This window comes from Streptomyces sp. NPDC043854, assembly GCF_056436005.1.
Genome location: NZ_JBWKDK010000010.1, coordinates 147,606 through 167,919, shown reverse-complemented (window position 1 = coordinate 167,919; position 20,314 = coordinate 147,606). Strand labels below are relative to the sequence as shown.

The window sequence follows — 20,314 nt, the reverse complement described above, 5'->3', positions numbered from 1 at the left end:
AGCCGTCCGGCTTTCCCCGGGAATTCTCCAACTGCCTTACGCAGAAGTCGAGTTACCGGTTCTCCGGCACTTCCGGTGTTGTAGTCTGCAGCCATGGACAAAAAGGCCGCCACCGAACTGGTCGAGAAGTACATCACGATGTGGAACGAGCCGGACGGCCGACGTCGGCGGGCATGGGTCGAGGACGTCTTCACGCCGGAGGGCACGTACACCGATCCGGTGGTCGCCGCCGCCGGCCATGCCGCCATCGACACGTACATCGCCGGCGCCCAGCAGAACTTCAGGGGAATGCTCTTCACCTTCGACGCCGTGCTGGCCCACCACGACGCCGTGCACTTCACGTGGCAGGTCGGCCCCGCCGGCCGCGCCCCGGTGGTGAGCGGGGCCGACGTCGCGTGGGTGGAGGACGGCCGGATCAGCCGGCTGTACGGCTTCTTCAACGGCTTCTGATCCCCGACCTGGCACCGGTCCCGGACCCGACGACGACTCGGCCCCGGAGCTCCTGGAGCTCCGGGGCCGCACACGTGCGAGGGGCGGGCAGGGACCGCGCGAAGAACGCCCGGTCACGGCCTTACGGGGGTGAACTCCTTCGCGGCGCTGCTCGTCCCGGCCGCGGGCGCCTCCCGGTCGACGGGAGCGGACCGCAGGCAGGCGTACGCACCGGCCACCGCGGCCGCCAGGACGAGGCCGGCCGCGGCCAGCGTCACGCCGTCCGGATCGACCAGCGCCTGGCCGCGCAGCGCCTGCCAGAAGATCAGCGCGAAGACGGCGGCGTACACCCCCGAGGCGAGCAGCACCAGCCGCAGCCGCACCCGGTCGTCGGCGAGGCGCGCGAAGCGGGGTGCGAGGACGGCCAGCACCAGCACCAGCAGCGGCAGGAGCTGCAGCGCGTGCATGCCGAAGAAGTGGGGGATGCGCAGATCGCCGCCGGTCGTCGCCCAGCCCGTCACCGGCATCGAGGGACCGCCGTCCGGCACGCCGATGCTGTGCGCGCCGACCACGTCGGTGACACCCGTCTCCTGCCCCGGCGCGGGCCGGTCCATCAGGAACCCGACGGCGGTGCCGGCCAGCGCCAGTACGATGCCGCAACGCATCGCCCAGGCCGAGGCGCGGTCGGCCAGCCGGGCGCGGACCAGCAGCACCGCGAGGACGAGCGTGGCCAGCCACAGCAGGATGACGGTGATGCCCATCGCGTTGTACAGCGCCTCGTCGAGCGGGGTGGCGTAGTTGAAGTGGCTGCGCCTCCCCCGCATCGTCTGCCCCGAGATGATCACGATTTCGATGATGCTGCCCACCGCGACGACCGTCCCCGCCCACCAGACCACACGGCGGCGGCGGGGCACGAACGACACCATCCAGGACAGGGTGAGGCAGAAGGCCGCGAAGGACAGCGAGAACTTGAACGGCTTCAGCCAGATCGGCGCGCCCACCAGGACGCGGTCGTCGACGGCGAGGCCCACCGCGGACAGGACCACCGCCGGCGCCATCGCCGCCGAGGCCAGCAGCAGCGGTCGGTGCCACGACCGCCACGGGGCCGACGGCCACGGCTCGGCCGCGGGCGGATTCGATGAAAAGGACATGGCTCCCCTCAGGTGCGGGTGGCAGGTGCGGGTGGCGTCCCGTCCCCCAACCGGGGGCCGCCGGCGGTCCGCCGGCGGCCCGAATTCCTCGTCAGCCGGACACCCGCACCGGCAGCCGCCGGGGGCAGATGATCTGCATCGGGTCCTCGAACTCCACTCCCGCCGCGTGGTCCACGGTGATCTTCTCGAAGCGGTCGAACAGCGCGCTGAACGCGATGCGCGCCTCGAGACGGGCCAGCGGAGCGCCCAGACAGAAGTGGACGCCCAGCCCGAAGGCGATGTGCCCGCTGGTGTCGCGGTGGATGTCGAAGCGATCGGGGTCCGGGAAGCGCAGCGGGTCCCGGTTGGCCGCCCCGGACCACAGGGTGACCAGCTCGCCCTTGCCGATCCGCTGCCCGCCGAGCTCGGTCTCGGTGGTGGTGACGCGCGCCATCCTGGAGAACGGCGGGTACAGCCGCATCAGCTCCTCCAGGGCGTTGGGCAGCAGTGCGCGGTCGGCGCGCAGGGCGGCGAACGCCTCGGGATGCCGGTCGAAGGTGAGGATCCCGTTGCCGAGCAGGGCCATGGAGGCGGCGTGGCCGGCGAACAGGGTCAGCCCGATGAGGCCGATCAGATCGCCGTCGCGCAGCGGCTTGTCGTCGATGGTGGCGTGCGAGAGCCGACTGATCAGGTCGTCGGTCGGATCCTTCCGGCGCCTGCGCACGTGCTCCAGGATGTAGGCGTTCATCTCCCGGATGGCCGGGACGATGTCGGACTCCATCACCTCGGGCGGCACGGTCGCCGCGTCGAGCGCGCCCAGCGCGTCGCCCCACGCCCGGTACATCGGCACGTCCTCGGCCGGCAGCCCGAGCATTTCGGCGACCACGAGGATCGGCAGCGGGTAGGCCACCTCGCCGATCAGGTCGAAGCTCTCCGTGCCGGACACCCCGTCGAGCAGGGAGTGGGTGATCCGTTCGATCCGGTCGGCCAGGCCCGACACCGCGCGCGGGGTGAAGGCACTGCTGATGGCCCTGCGCAGCTTCTTGTGGTGGGGGGCGTCGCTGGTGACCAGGTTGCCCATGAGGAACAGGTCGAAGTCGGGCTGGGGTTCGTTGTAGAGGCTGACCGTGTCCGAGGAGAACGTCACGGGGTCGGTGAGCACGCGGGTGATGTCGGCGTGCCGGAAGAGCTGCCAGCCGTACTCGTCGTCGTGGTGCACCGGATGCTCGGCGTGCATCTCGCGGAACCAGGCGAACACCGCGTCCACGGGTTCGGTGGCCGATTTCTCTGTCGTCGACATGACCATCCCTGGGGTGGCGGGAACCGATGCGGTGCTCACAGGCCGACCATCGAGCGGTAGGTCCTGCGGTCGACGGCGGGTGCCGCGACGCCGCCGAGGGTGGGCGCGGCCGCCGGGATCGGGGCGAGCGTGGGCGAGCCCGCGACCCGCAGACCGGACTCGATGGCCCCGTCCATGTAGCCGATCCAGCCGAGGGCCAGGTCGTCGCCGCAGAACTTGATCTTCCCGAAGGGCTGGGCGATCGCGCGGTGCAGCTTCGTCAGCTGGGAGGGCTGGCGGAAGGCGGGCCCGCCGAGGGAGAACTCGTCCGCCTGCCAGTCGCACACGGTGTAGCCGCGGAGCACCGCCGACGGCAGGATCGTGCGGACGGCGGCCTCGACCGCGGCGTGGTTGCCGAAGTCCAGCGTGGTGTCGATGGTGAAGGCGACGACGGGGGCGTTGTCGTTCAGCCGGCCCATGATGACGAACGGCTTGCCCTCGGGCGCCTCGGCGATGAACCGGTCGGTGGGCGCCGCCAGGTCCAGCCAGACCTTCTTCTGGCGCGGCACGCCGTAGCCCTGGGTGGTGGCGGACACATGGTCCTGCGGCAGCACCGGGTTGAAGACGATCTTCTTCCAGACGTTGACCGGCACCGCCATGACGACCTCGGAGGCGCGGTACGTCACGCCGGCCCGGGTGACGACGCTGACCGATCCGTTCTGCTGGGTGACCGAGGCCACCGGGGAGTCGAGCTTCAGATCGGGGCGGCCGTCCGCCAGGATCGCGTTGGCGAGTGCGGCGGTGCCCTGGGCCATGCGGTAGGTGTTGATTCCGGAGAAGCCCGTGTAGTTCCAGCCCGCCAGGGCCCACCACTGCGCCAGCTGGAGGAGGGAGCCGCGCGCGGTCGGTGCGCCGTACAGCCCGGTGGTGCTGGTCATCCGGATCTCGTCCTCGGGCGCATAGGCCAACTGGTCGAGGCGGTCGCGCAGGGACAGCCGGTCGAGCGGCGTGATCAGGTCCTCGCGGGTGAACGGCGCATAGGGCCTGGGGAAGTACTCCTTGGAGCCGTCGAAGAACGGCGTGAAGAGCTCACCCTGCCGGGTGTAGGCCGTGACCGGGTCGGTCTCGGCGAATCCGGTCGTGGTCGGCATGAGGACGCGCTCGGGGCCCGCATCGGCCACGACGGACAGCTTGTAGCGGGATATCTCACGCCAGACGTGCGGCTGCAGCGGGTCGACCCAGGCGCCGCCGCGCTCTATCTCGTAGTCGTTGAACCGGTCGGTCCACGTGCGGCCTCCGATGCGGTTGCGCGCCTCCAGCACGAGGACCCGGCGGCCCTTGGCCCTCAGCTCGCGGGCCGCGACGAGACCGGCGAGGCCGGCTCCGACCACGATGGTGTCGTAGCTCCGCTGCCCGGTGAGGTCGGCGTCGGCGGCCTCGGCGAGCGAGGGGAGGCCCGTTGCCAGCGCCGTGCCGGCGATGGCGAGTCCGCCGGTCCTGAGGGCGGTTCTCCGGGACATCGCCTGACGGGACGCGGCCTTCTTGCCGCCATCGGTGTACATGGTTCCCCCGTGTGGTTCTCGAGTTCGATGGTGTGGGACGGACGTACGCCAGAGCCGGGAATCCGAGGCGAGACACACGTCGTCCGGGTTCCCGGCTCTGCTCCTGCCGGTGTGGTGCGGGGATCAGGCGGAGGGCTTGCGGAACTGCTTGATCAGCGAGGCGTAGCTGTTCTCGGCGTCGCCGGCGGCCACCGCGCGCTTCGCCAGCTCCAGGAAGAAGCGCGGCAGCTCGGTGTTGACGCCGAGCGTCTCGCTCTCCTCCAGGAGGTGCGTCATGCCGCCCACGTGGACGTTGACGGTGGCATCGGTGGCCGGGTACGCGCCCTCGTCGATCTGCTGGGCGTAGGCGGAGGCGTACTCGGCCGTCACGTTGATGGCGGTGACGGCCAGTTCCGCGAACGTCGTCGCCTTGACGTTCGCGGTGCCGAGCAGCGCGGCACCGTGCAGGAAGCTGTTGAGGACGCCCCACATGATGCTGAGTACGGACATGTCGTACAGGGCGGACAGGCCGTGGTCCTCGTCGAGGTAGAGGGCCGCGCCCTCGCCGAGCACCTCGAGGGTGGCCTGGTGCTGCTCGTACGCCGCCTTCGGGCCGGCGTACAGCACCGTCGCCTCGGGGGTGCCGATCGCCTGGGGAAGGGCCAGGATGGCGCCGTCGAGGTAGGCGGCGCCGACCTTCTCGGCCCATGCGGCGGTCTCCCGCGCCTGGGTGGAGCTCGCCGTGGTCAGGTTGACCAGGGTGCGGCCCGAGAGGGCGGTGCCGACCGGGCCGAGGAGCTGGTGCACGGCGTCGTAGTCGGAGACGCAGACGACGACGAGCGGGCTCGCCTGGACCGCGGTCTCGACCGAGTCGGCGAGGACGGCGCCCTTGGCGACCAGCTCCTCGGCCTTCGCGGCCGAACGGTTCCAGACGGTGGTGGGGTGCCCCTTGGCCAGGAAGGCCGAGGCGAGCGCCTGGCCCATCAGGCCCAGGCCGATGACGGTGACCGGCGCCGCGGAGGCGGGAAGGGTGGACACAGGTATTTCTCCGTACTTCGTGCGGCGTCCGCCGCGGTGGGTGTGATCGATGGGGAACGGGGGGCGTCCGCCCGGGCCGTCGGTCAGCCCTGGTTCTCGCCCTCGGCGTCCCACGGGCCGCTCACGCCGAACGGGTTGTCGACGACGTAGCGCCAGTAGCCGTCCTCGCCCCGGTGCAGAACGTCGATGGCGATGCCCTTCAGCAGCTCCGGCCGGCCGTTTTCGTCGAGCGCCGCCATCTGCCACTCGACCACCAGCTGGGCGGTGTCGCCGACCACGAGCTGCTGGCGCACCGTCGCGTCGACGGTGGGCTTGCGGTTTTTCAGGAACTCGACCACGTATTCACGCCGGGCTTCGCCGTAGAGCGGGAATCCGGGCTCCCACATTCCGAGCGCATCGTCGACGTACATGGCGTTGACGGCATCCGCGTCACCGGAGTTGAACGCTTTTCCGAAAGCCTCCTGGTGCTTTTCGATGTCGGTCACCAGCGTATAATTGGCATCGGCCACGACGCATTCGCTCCATTCATCTGTGCAACACCTTCGCAATTCTGCTCGGACGATACCAGCGGGCCCGCTGCCTCCCGGTCTCCTGCCGGTAATCGCCCCCGGACCCGCTGCAGGCGGACTCGATTACCGGGGAATGACCGCCGCCCTTGCCGTGCGAATGGGAGCGCAGCACCCCGTGGCCGGTTACTCGGGGGTGGACGCGCGAGGGACGGCAGGCCGTATGTTCGACCGAGAAGGGGCTTCAGAGCCATTGGGCGACGAATGCGCAGGTGTGTACGGGAAATGCCTGGCGGAACGGGAAACGGCGCGGGGAACGGCGGCTGGGCGATTGCCATCGGCCAGACATTCGTCGACGCACTGAACGAAGGGCTGTCAAGGTCCGTGGCATCACGCGCCTACGCGCTGCCCGGTCGGCCCTTCGCCGGTGCGGCACTGCCGGACCCTTACGCGGACGCGGTCCTGCGCCGCTTCGAGGGATCGCTGGCCGCGGCGCTCGCCCCGGAGGAGCGGAACGACAGCGGGGTCCGGTACGCGATGGTGCGCCGTGCGCGGGTTCTGCTCAGGGACGTCTTCGGGCTCGCCGCGCCCGTACGGCATCAGGGTCCGCCTCCTGCGGGCGCGGAGCCGGCGCCCCGGTGCGAGGCGGTCGTCGTCGCCCTGCTCCTGGAGTGCGCCGTTCTGGTCGTCCTGGAGCAGGGGACGTTCGAGGGGTCCGCCCGCCGTCCGCCCGAGCTCGTCCGCGCTCTGGGCCGACGGCTGCCGGACACCCCGCCGGGCGCCGGGCCGCAGGAGTGAGCGGGGTCGGTGCCGTAGGACGCCGTCAGCCGGCCACGGCGGAGGAGTCAGCTGGCCACGGCGGAGGACCGCAGCGGGGTCACGGCCTGCTGCGCACCGGCCTCCCTCCGCGCGTCCAGTCGCACCGCGTCCTGGTCGGTCGCGTGGAGGATCTCGGCCTGGAGCCGCTTCAGCTCCGCCGAGGGTTCGAGGCCGAGCTCGCTCATGAGCACGGAATAGAGGTTCTGGTACGCCTGCAGGGCCTCGCCGCGCCGGCCCGCCCGGTGCAGGGCCGAGATCAGCTGGCCGTGGAACCACTCGTGGAGCGGGTGGTCGTTGACGAGGGTGCGCAGCTCGGGGAGGAGTTCCCGGTAGCGGCCGAGGCGGTTCTCGGTCTCCACGCGCAGCTCCAGCGCGCGGATCCGGAGCTCCTCCATGTGGGCGATGCGGCCGGTGAGCACGGGGCCGGCCGGGACGTTGCTCAGCATGGGGGCGCGCCACAGCCTCCTGGCCTCGGCAAGCCGCTCGGCGGCCTTCTCCGGCGAGCCGTGGGTGAGCTCCCACTGGGCCTCTCGCACCAGGCGCTCGAAGACGTGCACGTCGGTCTGGTCGTCGGCGATGTCGAGACGGTACCCGGGCGCCTGGGTCACGAGTAATCGGCGGGCGGAGGCGCTCCCCGCGGCCTCGTCGAGCATCCGGCGGGCGTGGTAGACGTGCGTCTGCAGGGTCTTGGTCGCGTTGCCCGGCGTGCCCTGCCCCCATATCTCCCGGATCAGCGTCTCGGTGGCCACGGCCTCGCGCGGCTGGAGTGCCAGCACGGCGAGCAGCAGACAGATTTTGGGCGCCTTCGGTGCGTACGTCCGGCCGTCACCGGTCACGATCTCGAAGGGGCCGATGAGGTTGAAATGCACTACGCACGCTCCTACTCCGGCACCGAAGCGCCCAGGTCGGTGCTTGTGTGTGGGGTACAAGCATCGTAAGGAGCGTTGGAATACCCGCTCTCGCGACCGGCACGAAAATGTCACCTCTCCGCCCGGCGCGACGCGGCGACCATCGCAGCCTTCCCCCGCACCCGCGTCCACCGGCCCGAATCGCCGGTGTGGCTGGAGGACCACCAGGCCCTCGTCCGGCGGCGGGCCGAGAACGGAATCACCAACCCCGCTATACCTTGAGTCGATGCTTGTCAACTTTATTGCCGCGCGCTATATAGGTGGTGTCGCCATGTGCATCTGTGCCGAGTCGGGAGAGGAGTGATCGAATCAGGGCGGAGCGGCGGACCACGCCTCGAGTCCTGCGACTGCTGCGGACCGGGCGGCGCCGCGGCGGCCCTGCTTGCTCGGGCCGCCGGCGAAGTGAGCAGTCGAAAGGTTCATGATCTGAGAGGAGCGGACGATGGCCCGCGCAGTCGGGATCGACCTGGGCACGACCAACTCCGTCGTCGCAGTCCTGGAGGGCGGCGAGCCCACGGTCATCACCAACACCGAAGGCAACAGGACCACGCCTTCCGTGGTGGCCTTCGGCAAGGGCGGAGAGGTCCTGGTCGGAGAGATCGCCAAGCGGCAGGCGGTGACGAACGTCGACCGCACCGCGCGGTCGGTCAAGCGCCACATCGGCGAGGCGGACTGGCGTTTCCCGGATGCCGGCGAAATCGACGGCAAGCGGTACACGGCTCAGGAAATCTCGGCACGCGTCCTGCAGAAACTCAAGCGGGACGCGGAGGCGTATCTCGGCGAGGACGTCACGGACGCCGTGATCACCGTTCCGGCGTACTTCAACGACTCGCAGCGCACCGCGACGAAGGAAGCCGGTGAGATCGCGGGCCTGCATGTGCTGCGGATCATCAACGAGCCGACGTCCGCCGCGCTGGCGTACGGACTGGACAAGGAGAACGACCAGACGATCCTCGTCTTCGACCTGGGCGGCGGCACCTTCGACGTGTCGCTCCTGGAGATCGGCGAGGGGTTGGTGGAGGTCAAGTCCACCAACGGTGACACCCACCTCGGCGGCGACGACTGGGACCAGAAGATAGTCGATCACCTGGTGAAGCAGTTCCAGAACGCCTACGGTGTCGACCTGTCCAAGGACAGGATGGCACTCCAGCGTCTGCGCGAGACCGCGGAGAAGGCGAAGATCGAGCTGTCCTCCTCCACCCAGACGACGATCAACCTGCCCTACATCTCCGCGTCCGCCGAGGGCCCGCTGCACCTGGACGAGAAGCTCACCCGCTCGCAGTTCGAGCAGCTGACCGCCGACCTCCTGGAACGCTGCAAGACGCCCTTCCACAACGCGGTCAAGGACGCGAAGATCAAGGTCTCGGACATCGACCACGTCATCCTGGTCGGCGGGTCCACGCGCATGCCGGCCGTGACGGGGCTGGTCAGAGAGCTGACCGGGAAGGATCCGCACAAGGGTGTGAACCCGGACGAGGTCGTCGCCATCGGCGCCACCCTCCAGGCCGGTGTCCTCAAGGGTGAGGTCAAGGACGTCCTACTCCTCGACGTGACCCCGCTGTCCCTCGGCATCGAGACCAAGGGCGGCATCATGACCAAGCTGATCGAGCGCAACACCACGATCCCGACCAAGCGCTCGGAGATCTTCACGACGGCCGAGGACAACCAGCCGTCCGTGCAGATCCAGGTCTACCAGGGCGAGCGCGAGATCGCGGCGTACAACAAGAAGCTCGGCATGTTCGAGCTGACCGGCCTGCCGCCGGCCCCGCGCGGTCTCCCGCAGATCGAGGTCTCCTTCGACATCGACGCCAACGGCATCATGCACGTGACCGCCAAGGACCTCGGCACGGGCAAGGAGCAGAAGATGACCGTCACCGGCGGCTCCTCCCTGCCCCGCCAGGACATCGACCGCATGATCCGCGAGGCCGAGCAGCACGCCGAGGAGGACCGCCGCCGTAAGGAGGAGGCCGAGACCCGCAACAGCGCCGAACAGCTCGTCTACCAGACGGAGAAGCTGCTGCGGGAGAACGAGTCCAAGATCCCGGCCGGCCTCAGGACCGAGACGGAAACCGCGATCGCAGACCTGAAGGAGAAGCTCAAGGGCCAGGACACATCGGCCATCCGCACGGCGACGGAGCGCGCCGGCACCGTCGCGCAGAAGATCGGCACCGCCCTCTACGAGACCCAAGGGGCTGCTGCAGGCGGTGGCGGGCCGGCGTCCGACGCCGGGTCGTCCGGCAGGGATGAAGAAGTCGTCGACGCGGAGATCGTCGACGACGAGAGCCCGAAGGGAGACGGAGACGCGCGATGAGGCCACCGAGTCCTTCCCACGGACCGCGATAGCAGACACCCATCGCGGTCAGAGACGAACGACGCACCGCCCCTGCCGCCCCCGAACCCAGGGCAGCCGACAGCGGCACTCGTTCCGACTCCGGCAGCGGCCTCTTCGGCCGCCTGGACAGCGGTCAAAGCCGCGCTGACGGCCGCCTTGGCAAGGGCGGTCGCCGCCCGCCGCAGATGTTGGCAAGCCGCCTGCGCCGACGGCTTGCCCAGGCTCCCCTTTGGACTTGCCCGGTCTGCTGTTCAGGCCTGCCCGGCCATCGGTCACCGCGCTGTCCGCCCCGGGGAGCAGGCCGGGCCGGACACGGCGGAGGGCATCGCCCGCACCGTCATCAGCTTCACCTCGCAGATCCTCACCGAGGACCACGAGGACGTCCCCAACCTCACTGGGCAATACAGCTAGGGCAGACCCACCAGCCCCCAACCGCGGCGCGCTGCCTCCGTGGTCACGTCGCCCCATTCACGCAGCAGCGCGGTGAAGTCCTCGAAGGTGTCCGGGCGGCCGGCCCAGCCCTCACACTCGGCGGCGAACGGTTCCCGCAACTCCTCAAGCTGGGACTCCACCCGCGCCCAGGCGCGAGCCTTGCCGGGCATTGCCTCGGGCGGGCACACCAGGAGGACACGCGGGTGCCAGCGGTCGGTGGCCGACGGGAAGAACCCTCCGCCGCCAGTCAGCGCGGGATCGTCGGCCGGATCCTCATCCCAGATCAGACCGAGGAGAAACATGTCCATCGCCTCACGCACGGATGGGCCGACGAGCCGCCGCATGTCGTCCCATGCATCCCCGGCGCGGGCGTGCGGGCGATAGGAGCCGGTGGTGGTGAAGAAGCTGTACTCGACGCACCACGCGGCCCCCGGATCCGGGGGCCACAGCCAGCCGTCAGCCCGCCCACCCCCCTGGTATCCGTCACCGAGCTCCCGTGACGAGGCTGCGTCGTCCAGTGCTTGGACCCGGTTCTCCACCGGGACGGCGCTCAAATACTTCCAGTCCGCCATGAGAAGCGTGAGATCCAGACCCATGGCGGCAGCATAGGCAGGCCCACTCAACAAGCCGAGGCGGATCCATCGCACACCAGCTGTGGCACTCAAGGTGCCAACTCAAGTGGACCCAGTGGGCCAAGAAGCACCTCGGTGGTAGCGGGGGCCGTAAATTCGATTGACAGACCCGCGATGGGAACGGGCCGTATCCGCGGTCAGCGACGTGTCCTGGCCCCGGTTGGTCGCGTACGCCTCGCGTCTCTGTTGTCCGGTCGGGTGGTCCCGGCGTTGGGGCTGCCACGGGAGTCCAGCGGCCCCGACCCGGGGGATCGCCCACGGGGCCGGTGGAGGGGTGCCGGTCGGGGGTCGGGTTTCGGTCAGGCGGGCTACCGGAGGCGGGTGTCTACGGGACTCCGGCCAGGCGCAGCAGTGCCGCCGTACCCGCGGCTGCGAGCACCACCACCAGGAACGGCGCCTTGCGCCAGGCGAGCACGCCGCCGACAGCGACGCCGACAGGCCGGGCCACGCCGGCGAAGTCGGCGCCCTCGGCGAGTGCCGACGTGGCGGCGAGGGCGGCGAGCAGGATGACCGCGGAGACTTCCAGCAGCTTCTCCGCCCGCTGCGGGAAGGTGACCCTGGCGCGCAGCGCCGGGCCGGAGAGGCGGAGCAGGAAGGTGCCGCCCGCCAGGGCCAGCATCGCGGCCAGGGCCGGTACCACGGGTACGGCGTCGTTCATCGGACGGCTCCCTCGGGCGACTCCGACGACTCGGAACGATCGCTTGGTTCGGACGCGGTGGAGCCGTTCGGCCCGGTCGGCCCGTTCGGCCCGGTCGGCGGGACCGACCCGTCCTGCCGCTCCGAGGCGAGGACGAACAGCGGCAGGGCGGCGAGCGCGACCAGGACGGGCAGGCCGGCGGGCAGGAACGCGACCGCCGCCAGGGCCAGGGCGCAGCCCGCCAGCGCGGTCCGCCGCAGGGCCCGCTCCTTGAGGGCGGGCAGGATCAGCGCCACGATCACCGCGGGGAACATGGCGTCCAGCCCCAGGGCCCCCGTGTCCTCGACCACGCTTCCGAGCAGCGCCCCGAGGCCGGCGCCGACCGGCCAGCAGACCAGGATGCCGAGGCCGCAGGCCCAGTAGGCGGCGCGCTTGCGCGGGAGGCCGTCCTGGGCGAGGGCGAAGACGACCGTCTCGTCGTTCATCAGGTGGGTGCCGAGCAGGCGGCGCCAGCCGCGCCCCAGCACGTCCGGGACCGCCAGGCCGAACGGCAGGTGGCGGGCGTTGACCAGGAGGCAGGCCAGGAGGGCGGCGATCGGGCTGCCGCCGGCCGCGATGATCCCGACGAACAGGAACTCCGACGAGGCGGCGAGGACGAGCGCGCCCATCAGGACGGGGAACCACCAGGCGAAGCCGGCGGTGACCGAGACGGCGCCGTACGAGACGCCGATGACGCCGACGGCCAGACAGACGAGGGCGATGTCGCGTAACGGCCCGCGGTCCAATGTTCTCCATATCGAACACATGGCGCTTATGATGAACACCTCAGTAGTGTTCGTCAAGGCGAACAACCGACCACTGGAGCGAACGCCGTGTCCGATGCCGATGCCGATGCCGATCCCGCCCTCAAGCCCCCGCTCGAAGTGATCGCCGCCTCCCTGCGGGCGGAGCGCGTACGGGCGGGACTCTCCCTCACCGAGGTGGCCCGCCGGGCCGGACTCGCCAAGTCCACGCTCTCGCAGCTGGAATCCGGCGCGGGAAACCCCAGCCTGGAGACGCTCTGGGCCCTGTGCGTGGCCCTGGACGTCCCGTTCTCCCGGCTGCTCGCCGCCCCCCGGCCACAGGTCCAGCTGATCCGCGCGGGCCAAGGCCCGGCGGTTGCCTCCGCGCAGAGCGCCTACCGCGCGACCCTGCTCTCCGCCTGCCCGCCGGGTGCCCGGCGCGACGTGTACAGCATCGCGGCCGAGCCCGGACCCCAGCGATCCTCCGCCGCGCACCTGCCCGGCGTGGTGGAGCACGTGGTCATCAGCTCCGGGCGGGCCATGGTGGGCACCGCCGACGAACCGGTGGAACTGCTCCCGGGCGACTACATCTGCTACCCGGCCGACGTGCCGCACCTCTTCCAGGCACTGGAGCCCGGCACCCGGGCCGTGCTCGTCTCCGAACACCACTGAACGCCGGGCCGGACCCGAAGGGGTCCGGCCCGGCGCGAGCCGCCGACGGCGGCTCAGTGGCCCATGCCCAGCCCGCCGTCGACCGGCAGGACGGCGCCGGTGACGTAGGCGGCGCCCTCGGAGGCCAGGAAGTACACGGCCGCGGCCACCTCGTCCGCATGGGCTCCGTGGGCCAGCGGCACCCGGTCCAGCATGGCGGCCCGCTGCCTCTCGCTCAGGGCCGTGCGCGGGCTGGTGTCCGAGCTCGGTCCGGCCGTGCTGGACCTGCACCGGGGCATCAAGCGGGTCTGGGACCCGGCGGGGATCCTCAACCCGGGGAAGGTGTTCGCCGCTCTGCCGTGAGGGGGCAGGCCGGTGCAGAGGTCATCGGCCCGCGTGGGCCAGCCGGAGGGCTTCGGCAGTGACATCGGCGTCGACCTGCGCCCGCGTTCTGTCGCCGTATTCGAGGATGTCGTACTCGTCGTCGAGTTCGGCGAGCCGTTCGGCCAGCGGCAGCCCGTGCCCGAAGCGCTGGTGGATCCGGAAGGCCAACTCCCGTGGGGTCAGCTCACCGGCCAGCGTCCGGGCGGCGAGTGCTCGTACGGCGGCTTCCTCGGCGCAGGCAGCGTTGACGACGTCGGTGGCACGCGCGTCGCCGATGCTCCAGAGAACGGCGTGGTCTTGCAGTGCGCGGGCTGCTGATTCGGTCGACGGCATGTGTCCATGATCTTGTGACAGCGTGAACCGGGGCAAGCGGAATTCGTCACGGTGATGCCTGCTCAGCGGCCCCTCCCAGGAGTGCGGGCGCCGAATCCGCAGGTGGACCGTGATCCTTCTCGTCGATACCGGAGACGAGAGCGCGGTGAAGTGGCTCGGCGCCCCGCGTGTCGGGGATGCCCCGCGCTGGTCAGGCTTCCGCTTCGGCCAGGGGCTGTCCCGGTTCGGCGGCCATGACGAGCTGGGTGATCTCGAAGCCGTCGGGTGTGTGCACCTCGATGCGGTGGAGGCCCGGGCTCTGCACGGTCGCCTTCGCGGTGGCGGTTCCTCCTTCCCAGGCCAGGGGGAGTTGCCGGGGCAGGCCGGGGTTTTCGAGGTCGGTGACGGTGCAGGTCAGGCCCGAGAGGGAGTCGACGTCACTCAGGCGGATCTTCCACGTCTCGCCGGCCTCGACGAAGTCGGGTGCGCTCAGGCCGCAGCCTGCCTCGCCCTGGGGCGGGCCCCCGTGGATGTCCTCCCGCAGGATCTCGGTGACGGCGTCGAGGGCCGTCTTCGCCCTGGCGACGTCACCGTGCTGGAGCGGCAGGTGGGTGACGGCGGTGGTGAGGACGGCCGCCTCCTTGTACACGGTGCCGTCGCCGTGGACCTGGAAGTACCGGACGCGGCCGTGCCGGTCCCGGATGAAGGTCCCGTCGGAGTTCTGCCGGGCTCCGTCGAGATGGGCCTCGACCCGGCCGTCGGTGATGGTCAGGTTCTGCCAGGTGGGCTGGTTGACCCCGACGACGGAGCGGTGGTCGGGCAGGCCGATGTCCTTCTGGCCGTGGTGGAAGCGGGCCGCGTTGCGGGCGAGGTCCGCGTTGCCGCCGATCGCTGTGATGTCGCTCGGGGTGAGGTGGCGTACGTCGTCCCCGGCGCGCAGGCTCCGGTACTGCGGCAGCAGGTCGTGGAGGCCGGGCATGGTGGCGCAGATGGAGCGGAGCTTGCGGTGCGGCAGCGGTACGGGGGCGCCGCGGCCGGTGCCGAGGATGACCGCGGCCTTGACCGACCCCTGGAAGGGGGTACCGAGCGTGATGACGCCTCGGGTGTCGGTGTGGAGGTCGCTGTCGTAGCCGGGGTCGAGTGCCGCGCGGGTGACGAGTCCGCCCATGGAGTGGGCGACGAAGACGAGCCGTCCTTCCCGCTGGTCGGCGCGGTGCCGGCGGGCCTGCGCGTGGGCGGGATGGCGGCGCCAGTCGGTCAGGTGCCGGCGTGCGGCGTCGGCCAGGAGGCGGCCGTTGGCGGCGACGGGGAGGCGCCAGTCGTAGGCGAACTCGAGGACCGCGGCAGGGTCGGCGACACTGGTCAGCACGGTCTCGACCAGGTCGGTGTACGGCTCGCTGCCGGCGAGGTACGGGGTCCACGCGGAGTGCTTGAGGAGGCCGGTCGCCTTGATCCGGCCGGTCTTGCCCGCCAGCTCGTCCTCGGTCATGGCCAGGGACTTCAGGCCCGAGGGCGTGGTCCAGGCCTTCAGCAGCCAGGAGATGCCGCCGATGCCCCAGACGTCCTTGCCGGTGGTCGTGTCGTACAGGGTGCTGCCCATGATTCCGGGTACGACGACGACGGCGTCCTGGGTGACGTGGTCGGGTAAGTCGTCGGTGTCCTGCGGGTGCTGCGCGGAGGCGGTGGCGGTGCGGTGCGGGTGCTCGTTCATGGCAGTGAAGAATAGAGACCGTGGAAGGGGAGCGGGGCGGGATCGGCTTAGCCGGTCCCGTGGAGGTGCCGGTGTCGCCGGCCGTCGCCGGAGGGGCTCCGGAACCGGCGCCGCCGGACTCGTCCGGTGCGGCGGCGGCGCCGCCTGCGGGCACGTTGTTCGTCCTGGCGATGGAGGACGGTACGGAGGCGCTGCGGCAGGCACTGGGCGCGCAGTTGGAGGCGGTGTCCCTGTGGTGGGAGCAGCGGCTGCCGGACGGGAGTCCCGGCTTCGTGAAGGTGGCGCCCACGGACCCGGTGACCAGTCGTCATGACGTGGAGCGCTTCCTCGCCGAGTCGGGAATCCGGGAGGCGGAGAAGGACGTCCCCGTGGTGCTGTACGTGTCGGGCCACGGGGTCACCTCGGCCGCGGCGAAGCACTTCGCGGTCCTGAAGGACACCGAGAAGCATCGGCTGCTGGCCACGGGACTGCGTACGACGGAAATCGTGATCGCCGCGCTCGACTCGCATGCGCAGGACGTCCTGGTGATCGTGAACATGTGCGAGTCCGCCGACATGGCGGGGGAACTGGTCGAACTCTCACGGGACCTGGCCACCGCACGTACGACGCACGGCACGCTGAACGTCCTGGTCACCGCGGCGCCGAAGATGCGGGTGCTGGGCGGGGAGTTCGCGCTCGTCCTGCGGGAGGCGCACGAATGGCTGCGCACGGCCGGAGGGATCACCCGGCAGTACCTGACGATGTCGGAGTTCAGCCGGGCGCTGTACCGGGCGGCGCAGGCGATCGGCGCGGAGCGCGGCCGGAGTCTGTCCGTCGACCCTTCCCCCGTTCTCCTGGGGAAGCTGCACGTCCCGACTCCGACCCTGCCGAACCCGGGGTACCGGCCGGAGCCGACGGCGGTGGAGGAGAGCCTCCAGGAAGTGGCGGCGACCCTGGACGACGTGGGCTACTGGCTGGAGAAGGCCAGCGGCCGCACCGGCGCTGGCGACACCGGATGGTACTTCTCGGGCCGCGCGCACCTGAACGCCTCGGTGGTCACCTTCCTCCGGGGCGCGCCGGGAGTCCTGGTCGTCACCGGAATCACCGCGAGCGGGAAGTCGGCCATCCTGGGCCGCGCCGTGACCTTGAGCGATGCGACGTTCAGGAAGTCGGACCTGTTCGCGGCCGCCGTCGGGCACTGCCCGCCGGACACCGTCCCGGACGAGGGCGCGGTGACCATCGCGGTCACCGCGCGCAACCGCGAGGCACTGGGCCTGATGCAGGTCATCGGGCAGAAGCTCGGTGTCACCCCGGACAGCTCGGGCCGGGACCGGATGGGCCGCTGGCAGCTGGGACTGCGGAGGTTCCTGGGCTCGCCCGGACCCATGGTCACGATCGTCGTCGACTCCCTGGACGAGGCGACCGACCCGGCGGCGGCCCTGCACCAGGTGCTGGTGCCGCTGGCCGGCCACCTGTCGGTGTCGCCCACCGGGGAACGGCCCAGTCGGCCGCCCGCGGGCGACGCGCCGGATCCGGGCCACGGCCCCGGCGCCGCACCCCTGTCGGTCCGGCGCGGTGTCCGGCTGGTCGTCGCCGTCCGCAGCAGCGGCCCGGGCGAGGACGACCGCCTCGCCCCGGACGGCGGCCAGGACCTCCTGGGCCAACTGCAGAGCGCGTTCCGCGGGGCGGCCGTGCTGCGCACCGACGACGAGGACATGGGCAAAGACGTCGAGGGGTACGTACGGGCCCTGCTGCACGGGAAGGCCGGCTGGGCGGAACACGACCTGACCGAGGCGGCGGAGACGGTGGCCGAGGCCGTGGGACGCTCCTTCCTCGACGCCCGCGTGGCGGCGCACCAACTGCGCAGCGCGGGGCCGCGGCTGCTGGCCGACGCGCGCTGGCTCGCGCAGCTGGGCGAGGGGACGACCGGGCTGCTGGAGGCCGATCTGGCGAGGTCGGCGGAGGACGGCCTGGCGGCTGACGAGGCACGGGCGCTGCTGCGCGCGACGGCGTTCGCGCAGGGGCGCGGCATCGCCTGGGGTGAGGTGTGGCCCGCTGTCGCGTCCGCGTTGCTCGGAGGAGCCCTCGAGGACGCCGATGCCAAGATCCGGATCCTGCTGGGAGGCCGTCTGGCGGGGTATCTCACCCGTGACGTAGAAGAGGACCAGCGGGTCTACCGGCCGGCGCACGAACGGCTGGCCGCCGTCCTGCGCGCCTGGCCCCTCGCCCGCGCCGGGCACGGTGGGGGGATGGAGACGATGGATGATCGGGACGAGCCTGCCGAGATGGCGGGTGCGGGTGGGGCCGATGAGGCCGATGAGGCCGATGCGACCGATGCGACCGATGCGACCGATGCGGCGGTGGCAGCCCGCGCTGTAGGGGAAGCGTACGAGGATGATGCCGTAGCCGTGCACGCCCGCATCGTGCAGGCCCTCGCCGAACTGGCCGCGCCGCACACCGCCGGCACCGCCCCGCATCCGTACGTCCGGCGCTACCTTGCGCGTCACGCCCGGCTGGGAGGAATCCTGGACGACGCGCACGTGCCGGCCGACGTCATCCCGTGGCTGACCGGCAGCCCCATCCGCGGCCTGCTCGGCCCGGAGCGGGGGCAGGACAACCGGCACTGGCTGGAGGCGTGGGCGGCAGTGGAGCCCTATCTGCACCACGCCGACCACCCCTCGCGCCTGGCCAGCCTGCACCTGGCGTACACGGCGCTGCGCTTCCCCGGTGTGCCGCGCCCGCGGATGCCCGAGGGGGCGGCGGCCCCGCGCCGGGCCGCGCCGCTGAACGTGCTCTGGTCCCGGTGGGCGCCGCCCGTCAACGTCCTGGCCGCCCTCGACACCACGGTGCGGTCGCTGACGGCGGTGACGGCCCCCGACGGCCGCCCGGCTCTCGCGGTGGGCGACGAGGCCGGCGGTATCGAACTGATCGACGCGGTCGAGGGGACGGCGGTCCGCGAGCGGATCCGGGGGCATGAAGGAGCCGTGCGCCACCTGGTCGACGCGCCGCGCCCGGCGCAGTCCGCCCTGCTCGTGTCCGGCAGTACGGACGGCACCGTCCGCCTCTGGGACCCCGCGACCGGAAGCCTCGTCGACCAGGTCCACCGGCCCGGCGGGATCTGGATCGCCGACGTGTGCGCCTACCGCGACAGCGGGCACGAGCTCGCGGTGGTCTGTGTCAACGGGAGCGGGGAGGTGGTCTGGTGGAACGAGCGGATGGGCCCGCAGGAGCTGCTGACCCTGCCGTGCGGCGATACGCCGCGTACGAGCCCTCCCGCTCTGGCCGCGCTGGAAGAGCCGCCGGGGCGGCCGTTGCTGGCCGTCGCCGACGGCACGTCGCTGATGTTCCGGGACCCCGGGGCGGCCGAGGAGGTGGCCCGGTTCGGTCTCCTGAGCGCCGTACGGGTGCTGGTTCCCACCACGCGGCCGGGGACGGTCGCGGCCGGCCACGCGGACGGGAGCGTCACCGTCTGGGGCCCCGGCGGACTGCACTGCACCCTCACCGGCGCCACCGAGGCGGTGAGCAGCCTGGTCGCGCTCACTCTGGGCGAACGGCACGTCCTCGCGGCCGGTACGGGCAGCGACATCGCCGTGTGGGACACCGCCGGCGAGGGGCCGGCGGGGCCGCCGGGGTTGCTGAGCGGGCACACCGCGGCCGTGACCGCGCTCAGCCCCGTTGCCGCCCCCGATGCCGGAATCCTCGCCTCGGCTTCCACGGACGGCACGTTGCGCCTGTGGAACCGGGCGGTCCTGGAGAGCGCGCTGGCCACCGCGCGGACGGCTGCCGAGCCGGCCCTGACGGGTGGAGCACTGCTCCTGCCGGACCCGGCGGATCCGGGCGGTGGCGGTGGCCCTTCCTGGTTCGCGCTCAGCGGCGGCCATCCCCGCATCGACGTCCGGGACATCGGGACGGGGGCCGGCGTCGCCCGGATCGACACCGGCCGGGTGCCGTCCGCCGTGGCCTGGGCCCGCCGGAGGGAAGGCGGCCTCCTGGCGGTGGCCGGGGCCGGAGGCGAGAGCCCCGGCATCCGGCTGTGGGACGCCGGGACCCGGCAGTTCCTGCCCGACGTCCTCGAAGGGCACGTACCCGTCCTTCCCGTGCGCGCCCTTGCCGCGTGCACCACGGCGGACGGCCGGCATCTGCTCCTGAGCGGCGGGGACGACATGCGGGTCATGCTGTGGGATCTCGACCGCCCGGGCCTGGTGCGGAAGTGGACCGGTCACGAGGGGCGGGTCCGGGCGGTGGCGGCCGTCTCGTGCGGGCCGGGCGGCCGGGACTGGTTCGCCTCCGCCGGCTCCGACGGCACCGTGCGGCTGTGGGACGCGGAAGACGGCCGGCTGGGCGAGCCCCTGCGCTGTGACCAGGGCCTCGTCCACGCCGTCGCCATCCACTGCTGCCCGCTCGGCGGCCTCCCTCCGTATCTGGCCAGCGGTGGTGACTCGGGCACCGTGCGCCTGTGGGACCTGCTCGAGCGCCGGCCCCTGGGCGAGCCGCTGACCGGCCACACCGCGGCGGTGCACGCCCTGACCGTGTGGAACGCCGAGGGCCACGGCAGCCTCGTCGCCAGTGCCTCGGGCGACGGGACCGTCCGGATCTGGGACGCCGCCACCGGGCTGTGCCGCCTGCTGCTCGCCACGGGGAGCCCCGTCCGCAGCATCGCCGCCCGCCCCGCCGCGGCCGGCGGACGCGTCGTGCTCTCCTTCACCGGGGACGCGGGAGCCGCCGTCGTGGAGGTCGACCTCTCCGAGTGCCGGACGAACGGAGACTGATCATTGATCACGTCCGTATGCGCCCCCGCGTTCCCTCGTGCGC

General features: G+C 71.6%; 19 protein-coding genes. 7 read left to right on the top strand and 12 right to left on the bottom strand.

Annotation, left to right across the window (positions count from 1 at the left end; translation table 11 throughout):
- The first annotated feature begins 93 nt into the window (after positions 1-93).
- Positions 94-450: a nuclear transport factor 2 family protein gene (locus AC068A_RS12775; RefSeq protein WP_478584214.1), complete on the top strand. Its 357-nt coding sequence runs from the start codon at positions 94-96 to the stop codon at positions 448-450.
- A 113-nt stretch (positions 451-563) separates the two neighbouring features.
- On the opposite strand, the gene AC068A_RS12770 is transcribed toward AC068A_RS12775, so the two are convergent.
- The 5 genes from AC068A_RS12770 to AC068A_RS12750 all read right to left on the bottom strand — a co-directional run bounded on the left by AC068A_RS12770 (position 564) and on the right by AC068A_RS12750 (position 5,926).
- Positions 564-1,487, bottom strand: coding sequence for a hypothetical protein (locus AC068A_RS12770; protein WP_478584234.1), 924 nt, complete (start codon positions 1,485-1,487; stop codon positions 564-566).
- 184 nt (positions 1,488-1,671) lie between these two features.
- Positions 1,672-2,859 carry a cytochrome P450 gene (locus AC068A_RS12765; protein WP_478584212.1) on the bottom strand — a complete coding sequence of 396 codons (1,188 nt, stop codon included), beginning with the start codon at positions 2,857-2,859 and terminating at the stop codon, positions 1,672-1,674.
- A gap of 35 nt (positions 2,860-2,894) precedes the next feature.
- Positions 2,895-4,358, bottom strand: coding sequence for a flavin monoamine oxidase family protein (locus tag AC068A_RS12760; RefSeq protein ID WP_478584210.1), 1,464 nt, complete (start codon positions 4,356-4,358; stop codon positions 2,895-2,897).
- Positions 4,359-4,523: 165 nt separating this feature from the next.
- On the bottom strand, positions 4,524-5,417 hold the full coding sequence (locus AC068A_RS12755) for an NAD(P)-dependent oxidoreductase (RefSeq protein WP_478584208.1): 894 nt from the start codon (positions 5,415-5,417) through the stop codon (positions 4,524-4,526).
- Between the two features lie 83 nt (positions 5,418-5,500).
- Positions 5,501-5,926, bottom strand: a complete 426-nt coding sequence (locus tag AC068A_RS12750) for a YybH family protein (protein WP_478584206.1) — start codon at positions 5,924-5,926, stop codon at positions 5,501-5,503.
- A 381-nt stretch (positions 5,927-6,307) separates the two neighbouring features.
- On the opposite strand from AC068A_RS12750, the gene AC068A_RS12745 reads away from it, so the two are divergent.
- Complete coding sequence (locus AC068A_RS12745) at positions 6,308-6,721, top strand: hypothetical protein (protein ID WP_478584204.1); 414 nt, start codon at positions 6,308-6,310, stop codon at positions 6,719-6,721.
- 47 nt (positions 6,722-6,768) lie between these two features.
- Here AC068A_RS12745 and AC068A_RS12740 read toward each other — a convergent pair whose 3' ends face one another.
- The gene (locus AC068A_RS12740; protein WP_478584202.1) at positions 6,769-7,611 is read right to left on the bottom strand and encodes an AfsR/SARP family transcriptional regulator; all 843 of its coding nucleotides are present in this window, start codon (positions 7,609-7,611) and stop codon (positions 6,769-6,771) included.
- A 481-nt stretch (positions 7,612-8,092) separates the two neighbouring features.
- On the opposite strand from AC068A_RS12740, the gene dnaK reads away from it, so the two are divergent.
- Both dnaK and AC068A_RS12730 read left to right on the top strand, forming a co-directional pair.
- Positions 8,093-9,961, top strand: coding sequence for a molecular chaperone DnaK (dnaK, locus tag AC068A_RS12735; protein ID WP_478584200.1), 1,869 nt, complete (start codon positions 8,093-8,095; stop codon positions 9,959-9,961).
- Between the two features lie 234 nt (positions 9,962-10,195).
- Complete coding sequence (locus AC068A_RS12730; RefSeq protein WP_478584198.1) at positions 10,196-10,393, top strand: hypothetical protein; 198 nt, start codon at positions 10,196-10,198, stop codon at positions 10,391-10,393.
- Here the strand turns inward: AC068A_RS12730 and AC068A_RS12725 are convergent.
- From AC068A_RS12725 to AC068A_RS12715, 3 genes are all read right to left on the bottom strand, one after another.
- On the bottom strand, positions 10,390-11,010 hold the full coding sequence (locus AC068A_RS12725; protein ID WP_478584196.1) for a hypothetical protein: 621 nt from the start codon (positions 11,008-11,010) through the stop codon (positions 10,390-10,392). The genes AC068A_RS12730 and AC068A_RS12725 overlap by 4 nt on opposite strands.
- A gap of 361 nt (positions 11,011-11,371) precedes the next feature.
- Positions 11,372-11,704: an AzlD domain-containing protein gene (locus AC068A_RS12720; protein WP_478584194.1), complete on the bottom strand. Its 333-nt coding sequence runs from the start codon at positions 11,702-11,704 to the stop codon at positions 11,372-11,374.
- A complete protein-coding gene (locus AC068A_RS12715) occupies positions 11,701-12,468 on the bottom strand; it encodes an AzlC family ABC transporter permease (RefSeq protein WP_478584192.1) in 768 nt (255 codons plus the stop codon). Before AC068A_RS12715 ends, AC068A_RS12720 begins: the two co-directional genes overlap by 4 nt.
- 87 nt (positions 12,469-12,555) lie before the next feature.
- Here AC068A_RS12715 and AC068A_RS12710 point away from each other — a divergent pair, with 87 nt between their 5' ends.
- Positions 12,556-13,137, top strand: coding sequence for a helix-turn-helix domain-containing protein (locus AC068A_RS12710; RefSeq protein WP_478584190.1), 582 nt, complete (start codon positions 12,556-12,558; stop codon positions 13,135-13,137).
- Between the two features lie 53 nt (positions 13,138-13,190).
- Here the strand turns inward: AC068A_RS12710 and AC068A_RS12705 are convergent, their stop codons facing one another.
- Positions 13,191-13,331, bottom strand: coding sequence for an SDR family oxidoreductase (locus AC068A_RS12705; protein WP_478584188.1), 141 nt, complete (start codon positions 13,329-13,331; stop codon positions 13,191-13,193).
- On the opposite strand from AC068A_RS12705, the gene AC068A_RS12700 reads away from it, so the two are divergent.
- A complete protein-coding gene (locus AC068A_RS12700) occupies positions 13,330-13,479 on the top strand; it encodes an FAD-linked oxidase C-terminal domain-containing protein (protein ID WP_478584186.1) in 150 nt (49 codons plus the stop codon). The two genes, AC068A_RS12705 and AC068A_RS12700, sit on opposite strands and share 2 nt — an antisense overlap.
- Before the next feature lie 21 nt (positions 13,480-13,500).
- Here the strand turns inward: AC068A_RS12700 and AC068A_RS12695 are convergent, their stop codons facing one another.
- Positions 13,501-13,833, bottom strand: coding sequence for a hypothetical protein (locus AC068A_RS12695; protein WP_478584184.1), 333 nt, complete (start codon positions 13,831-13,833; stop codon positions 13,501-13,503).
- A 190-nt stretch (positions 13,834-14,023) separates the two neighbouring features.
- Positions 14,024-15,523 (bottom strand): esterase/lipase family protein, encoded by a 1,500-nt coding sequence (locus AC068A_RS12690; protein ID WP_478584182.1) that lies wholly within the window; start codon positions 15,521-15,523, stop codon positions 14,024-14,026.
- 71 nt (positions 15,524-15,594) lie between these two features.
- On the opposite strand from AC068A_RS12690, the gene AC068A_RS12685 reads away from it, so the two are divergent.
- Positions 15,595-20,271: a WD40 repeat domain-containing protein gene (locus tag AC068A_RS12685; protein WP_478584180.1), complete on the top strand. Its 4,677-nt coding sequence runs from the start codon at positions 15,595-15,597 to the stop codon at positions 20,269-20,271.
- Positions 20,272-20,314: the final 43 nt, after the last annotated feature.

Excerpts from the sequence above, each read along its gene's own strand:
- AC068A_RS12695 (WP_478584184.1), bottom strand. The coding sequence starts at position 13,833 with ATGCCGTCGACCGAATCAGCAGCCCGCGCACTGCAAGACCACGCCGTT.
- dnaK (WP_478584200.1), top strand. The coding sequence starts at position 8,093 with ATGGCCCGCGCAGTCGGGATCGACCTGGGCACGACCAACTCCGTCGTC.
- AC068A_RS12705 (WP_478584188.1), bottom strand. The coding sequence starts at position 13,331 with ATGCTGGACCGGGTGCCGCTGGCCCACGGAGCCCATGCGGACGAGGTG.
- AC068A_RS12770 (WP_478584234.1), bottom strand. The coding sequence starts at position 1,487 with ATGGCGCCGGCGGTGGTCCTGTCCGCGGTGGGCCTCGCCGTCGACGAC.
- AC068A_RS12725 (WP_478584196.1), bottom strand. The coding sequence starts at position 11,010 with ATGGGTCTGGATCTCACGCTTCTCATGGCGGACTGGAAGTATTTGAGC.
- AC068A_RS12760 (WP_478584210.1), bottom strand. The coding sequence starts at position 4,358 with ATGTCCCGGAGAACCGCCCTCAGGACCGGCGGACTCGCCATCGCCGGC.
- AC068A_RS12690 (WP_478584182.1), bottom strand. The coding sequence starts at position 15,523 with ATGAACGAGCACCCGCACCGCACCGCCACCGCCTCCGCGCAGCACCCG.
- AC068A_RS12765 (WP_478584212.1), bottom strand. The coding sequence starts at position 2,859 with ATGTCGACGACAGAGAAATCGGCCACCGAACCCGTGGACGCGGTGTTC.
- AC068A_RS12700 (WP_478584186.1), top strand. The coding sequence starts at position 13,330 with ATGGCGGCCCGCTGCCTCTCGCTCAGGGCCGTGCGCGGGCTGGTGTCC.
- AC068A_RS12775 (WP_478584214.1), top strand. The coding sequence starts at position 94 with ATGGACAAAAAGGCCGCCACCGAACTGGTCGAGAAGTACATCACGATG.
- AC068A_RS12720 (WP_478584194.1), bottom strand. The coding sequence starts at position 11,704 with ATGAACGACGCCGTACCCGTGGTACCGGCCCTGGCCGCGATGCTGGCC.